Origin of the sequence: Cyanobium sp. LEGE 06143 (genome assembly GCF_015207535.1) — a bacterium.
Classification (GTDB): domain Bacteria; phylum Cyanobacteriota; class Cyanobacteriia; order PCC-6307; family Cyanobiaceae; genus NIES-981.
In genome coordinates, this window is the sequence record NZ_JADEWP010000185.1 from 1 (window position 1) to 5,031 (window position 5,031).

A 5,031-nucleotide genomic window follows, 5' to 3' on the forward strand; every position below is an offset into this window, starting at 1 on the left:
TGCCGCACAGCGTCGGCGTCACGCAGGGGCTGGGAGGGGTCCTGGCGCAGCTTCAGGGCCAGCAACTCCCGCTCGATCTCGTCCTCGCGGGAGGCCCCTGAGCAGGTGGACGGGGGCGGCGCCTGCTGGGAAGCAGCAGGTGCGGGCGATGGGCTGGCGGGGATCTGGCCCGTGGCCACCAGCAGCTGCCGCGCCAGGGGGTCCAGCCAGTGCCTGCTGKCCATGGGTGGATGCCATCTGCTGTCGTCAGCCCGAACCTAGCGGCTGGATCAGGGGTCAGGCCAGTCGATCAGGTCCCAGCAGAGGCCGAGCACGGCGGCATGGGCCCGGTCCCGGGCCGGCAGCTTGCGCAGCACGTTGTGCAGATGGGTCTTCACGGTGTCGACGCTGAGGAAGAGGCTGCGGGCGATCTCGGCGTTGCTGGTGCCCCGGGCCACCAGGGAGAGCACCTCCAGTTCCCGCGGGGAGAGCAGCTCAAGCGGCCCCTCGCCGGGTGCCCAGCCCTGGATCAGGGCGCGCAAGGTGCGATCGAGGTAGATGCCGCCACCGGCGATCGTGGACAGGGCGGCCAGCCCGGCTCCCTGGCCGAAGCGGGACTCGGGCACCAGCCCCTCGCAGCCAGCCGCCATGGCCTGGCGCAGCTGTCGCCTCCGCTGCTGCCGCCCCACCACCACCAGCACGGCCAGGTCTGGCCAGCGAGCCTTCACGGCCAGCAGCAGGTCGATGCCGCTGCCCTGCTCGAGCTGATCGCTCACCACCAGCAGGGAGGGGGCAAGCCGCTCCACCAGGGCCAGGCCCTCCGCTGCCGTCGTGGCGGCTCCCACCACGGCCCTGGAGGCCATCGACCCCGCCACCCACACGCTCAGGATCACCCGGTTGCCTAGGCAGAGCACCACCCTGCTGTCCTTCAGCAGCGCCGCTGCCTGCCGCCCCCGCTCGCGGATGGCGTCGAGATTGGGGGTGTAGTCCACGGGGCGCGAACTCAGGTCAGGGCCGCCTGAGGCCCCATCCTGGCTGCGGTCAGCCGGGTTGTCTGCAGGGTTGGTCCTGGCGGCGCAGGATGCGGCGATTACGCCAATCCACACTCCCCAGGGCCCTGCCTTCCTGCTCACAATTGAAGGCACGCAGATCCGTGGAGCCGGGCAGCCAATGGCCTTCTTCGATTCCGAGATCGTCCAGGACGAGGCCAAGCGGCTGTTTCTCGACTACCAGCAACTAATGCAGATCGGTGGCGACTACGGCAAGTTCGATCGCGAAGGCAAGAAGCTCTACAKCGAGCAGATGGAGGCGATGATGGATCGCTACCGGGTGTTCATGAAGCGGTTCGAGCTCTCGGAGGACTTCCAGGCCAAGCTCACGGTGGAGCAGCTCCGCACCCAGCTGGGCCAGTTCGGTCTCACGCCGGAAGCGATGTTTGAGCAGATGCACCACACCCTGGAGCGGATGAAGGGCCAGCTCGAAGCCCAGACCTGACCAGCCATGGCCTCCGCTTCCAGTTGAGGCAGTGCCGGGGCCCGGGGCCTGCCTACGATCCGCCGCTGAGCGGGGCAGGCCGATGGCTGAGCACACACTGGAGCTTCCGACCTGGTTGGAGCGGGGCCTCGTCGACCTGTTCCCAGCCGTGGCTCCCGCGACGTCGGCGGGAGCGGACCCGGATGCAGACAACTGCCTGGCCCTGCGCCTGCAGGAGGCTGAGCGGGAGGGACGCCCGCTGAGGATCAAGCTGGGCATCGACCCCACGGGCACTGACATCCACCTGGGCCACGCGATCCTGTTCCGCAAGCTGCGGGCCTTCCAGGACGCCGGCCACACGGCGGTGCTGATCCTGGGGGACTTCACGGCCCGGATCGGTGACCCCACCGGCAAGAGCGCAACCCGGGTGCAGCTCAGCGCTGAGGCCGTGGAGGCCAATGCCGCCACTTACCTCAGCCAGCTGGGTCAGGGCCAGCCGGCTGAACGCTCCCTGCTCGATTTCCACACCCCAGGGCGTCTGGAAGTGCGACGCAACGGTGAGTGGCTGGCCGATCTCGACCTCCCCGCCGCGATCGACCTGCTCGCCACCTCCACCGTGGGCCAGATGCTCGCCAAGGACGACTTCTCCAGGCGCTACGGCTCCGGCACGCCGATTTCCCTGCACGAATTCCTCTACCCGCTGTTGCAGGGCTACGACTCCGTGGCCATCCAGGCCGATCTGGAGCTGGGGGGCACCGACCAGAAGTTCAACGTGGCCATGGGGCGCGACCTGCAGCGCCACTTCGGCCAGCGCCCCCAGTTCGGCCTGCTGTTGCCGATCCTTCCGGGCCTCGACGGGGTGCAGAAGATGAGCAAGAGCCTGGGCAACACCGTGGGTCTCGACGAGGACCCGCTGTCGATGTACGCGAAGCTGGAGAAGCTTCCCGATGCCCTCGTGGGGGATTACCTCACGCTGCTCACCGATCTCGATGCTGCTGCCCTGGGCGCCGGCGGCCGAGAGCGCCAGCAGGCCATGGCCCTGGCGATCACGGCCCAGCGCCATGGTCTGGCGGCCGCTGAGCAGGCCCAGCGGGATGCCGCTGCGCTGGTGGCCGGGGCCGAGGCGGCTCAGGTGCCAGAGGCCTCCCTGGCAGCCGTGAGCTTCCCGGCGACGGCCTTCTACCTGCTGCGGGCTCTTGGCCTCTGTGCCAGCAGCAGCGAGGCCCGTCGCCAGATCCAGGGCGGTGGCGTGCGGCTCGATGGCGAGAAGCTCACCGACCCCAACCAGACCTTCGCCGCGCCCGACGACCTGGCCGGCAGGGTGCTGCAGCTCGGCAGAAAGACCTTCCGGCGCCTGGTGCCGGGCTGAGCCGCTCTGGATCAGGACGCCCTGGCCCGAGCCCGGTGCTGCGACCCACCTAGGGTGCGGGTCAGCCTCCGCCACTGCCGGTGAGCGTCGATCCCACCCTGGCCGTTGCTTCCTGGGACGCGGCCCCGCCGAGCCCGGCCACGGGCCACCAGGAACCTGCCGAGCAGATCATCGTGGCCCTCGATGGCCTCCAGGCCGGGGAGGCCCTGGCCCTGGCCATCGCCATCCCCGGCCTGCGCTGGGTGAAGGTGGGTCTGGAGCTGTTCGTGTCGGCCGGTCCGGAGGTGGTCCGTCGCCTGCGGGACGAGGGCCTGTCGGTGTTTCTCGATCTGAAACTGCACGACATCCCGGCCACCATGGCCGGGGCCTGTCGCAGCGCGGCGGCCCTGGGGGCGCAGCTGATCACGGTGCATGCCTGCGCCGGGGCCGAGGCCCTCGCCGCTGCCCAGGCCGGCGCCGCCGAGGGAGCGGAGCGGGCCGGCCTGGGTGCTCCCTCCCTGCTGGCCGTGACCGTGCTCACCAGCTGGGAGGCGCAGCGCTTCCGCACCGAGCTGGCCATCGAGACCCCCCTGGAGCCCTACGTCCTGCACCTGGCCCGGCTCGCCGCCGCTGCTGGCATCGCCGGTGCCGTGTGCTCTCCCCTGGAGGTGTCGGCCCTGCGGCAGGCCCATCCCCGGCCCTTTCATCTGGTGACCCCGGGCATCCGGCCTGCAGGCTCTCCCGCCGGCGACCAGCGGCGGGTGCTGACGCCGGCTGAGGCCTTGGCCGCCGGGGCCAGCCAGCTGGTGATCGGCCGGCCCATCACCACGGCGTCTGATCCGGCGGCGGCCTTCGCCGCCTGTTGCGCTGAGCTGTCCTGAGTCGAGGCCTGTCTCATGCCCCGTCTGCACGTCGGGGGGGTCCAGCCCCCGCTCCGCTTCATCCCGCCGATGCGCCGGCCCTGGGTGCGGCTGCTGCTGCGCGGTCTGCTGCCCCTGCTGCACCGCTGCCAGGGGGTGTGGCGCATCGAGGTGGCCGGCGGCGACGACCTCGCCMGGCTGTTCCAGGCCCACCAGCGTGGTGAGTTGCGGCTGCTGCTGGCCTTCCGCCACCCGAGCACCCGCGACCCCCTGGTGCTGGCCTKGCTGTTCTGGTGTGCCCTGCCGCGCCTGGCCCGCCGCCAGGGCCTGCGCCTGCATCGGCCCTGCCATGCCCAGTTCCTCTACGACCGGGGCGTTCCGCTCTGGGCCGGTGCCGCGGTGGGCTGGCTGCTGAGCCGGCTGGGGGGCATCCCGATCCAGCGGGGCAAGCTCGATCGCCAGGCTCTTCGCCTCGCCCGGGATGTGGCGGCCCTGGGCCCCTTCCCCCTGGCCCTCGCCCCGGAGGGGGCCACCAACGAACACGGGGATCTGATCGCTCCCCTGGAGCCGGGGCTGGCCCAGATCGCCTTCTGGACCTGTGACGACCTGGCGGCGGCGGGGCGCGACGAGCGGGTGCTGATCGTGCCCATCGGTGTGCGCTACGAGCTGCTGCGGCCCAGCTGGCCGCGCATCGACGAGCTGCTGCTGCTGCTGGAGCGGCAGCTGGGGGTGGCTGCCCCCGCCGCGGGCGATCCGGCCTTCCCGTCGCCCCAGGCGCGGCGCTATGGGCGGCTGCAGGCGGTGTCCACGGCCCTGCTGGGGGCCATGGAGGTGTTCTACCGGCAGGCCCATGGGCTGGGGTTCGATGCCACGGCCCCCTTCGTCGATCGCCTGGCGCGGCTGCGGGAGGCCATGCTCGGCTTGGCTGAGGCCCGCTTCGGGCTCAGGCCCCAGGGCACGCTGCAGGAGCGTTGCCGCCGCATCGAGCAGGCCGGTTGGGAGCGGATCTACCGCAGCGATGGCCAGCAGCTCTCACCGGTGGCCCTGGGCCTGGCCGACTGGACCGCCGCCGAGGCCAGTCTCTGCTTGGAGCACATGCACCTGGTGGAGCCGTTTGCGGCCATCAGCGGTCACTACGTGGCCGAGGCACCCACGCCGGATCGCTACGCCGAGGTGCTGCAGATCCTCTGGCGGGCCGTGGCCTGGATCGAAGGCCGCCCGGGGGCCTCGCCGCCGTCCCTGGGCCGCAGCCGGGCACGGCTGCAGGTGCAGGCCCCGATCGAGGTCACGGAGCGCTATGCGGCCTATCGCCGCGATCGCCGCCGATCGGTTGAGGCCCTCACCGCCCAGGTGCGGCAGGGACTCGAAGCC

Annotated in this window: 5 protein-coding genes and 1 pseudogene; 4 read left to right on the forward strand and 2 right to left on the reverse strand. The window is 71.5% G+C overall.

Annotated elements, in window-relative coordinates:
• Window positions 1-224: pseudogene (locus IQ216_RS11640) on the reverse strand (hypothetical protein); the annotation flags it as partial.
• 45 nt (window positions 225-269) lie between these two features.
• Window positions 270-971 (reverse strand): response regulator transcription factor, encoded by a 702-nt coding sequence (locus IQ216_RS14765; protein WP_193815582.1) that lies wholly within the window; start codon window positions 969-971, stop codon window positions 270-272.
• 178 nt (window positions 972-1,149) lie between these two features.
• On the opposite strand from IQ216_RS14765, the gene IQ216_RS11650 reads away from it, so the two are divergent.
• The 4 genes from IQ216_RS11650 to IQ216_RS11665 all read left to right on the forward strand — a co-directional run.
• Window positions 1,150-1,473, forward strand: a complete 324-nt coding sequence (locus IQ216_RS11650; protein WP_193815583.1) for a DUF1825 family protein — start codon at window positions 1,150-1,152, stop codon at window positions 1,471-1,473.
• Window positions 1,474-1,555: 82 nt separating this feature from the next.
• Window positions 1,556-2,821 carry a tyrosine--tRNA ligase gene (tyrS, locus tag IQ216_RS11655; protein ID WP_193815584.1) on the forward strand — a complete coding sequence of 422 codons (1,266 nt, stop codon included), beginning with the start codon at window positions 1,556-1,558 and terminating at the stop codon, window positions 2,819-2,821.
• A gap of 98 nt (window positions 2,822-2,919) precedes the next feature.
• On the forward strand, window positions 2,920-3,681 hold the full coding sequence (pyrF, locus tag IQ216_RS11660) for an orotidine-5'-phosphate decarboxylase (protein WP_193815586.1): 762 nt from the start codon (window positions 2,920-2,922) through the stop codon (window positions 3,679-3,681).
• 15 nt (window positions 3,682-3,696) lie between these two features.
• Window positions 3,697-5,031: 1-acyl-sn-glycerol-3-phosphate acyltransferase (locus IQ216_RS11665; RefSeq protein ID WP_193815585.1), on the forward strand; the 1,335-nt coding region annotated here is incomplete at its 3' end.

Coding starts and splice junctions, on each gene's coding strand:
- tyrS (WP_193815584.1), top strand. CDS start 1,556: ATGGCTGAGCACACACTGGAGCTTCCGACCTGGTTGGAGCGGGGCCTC.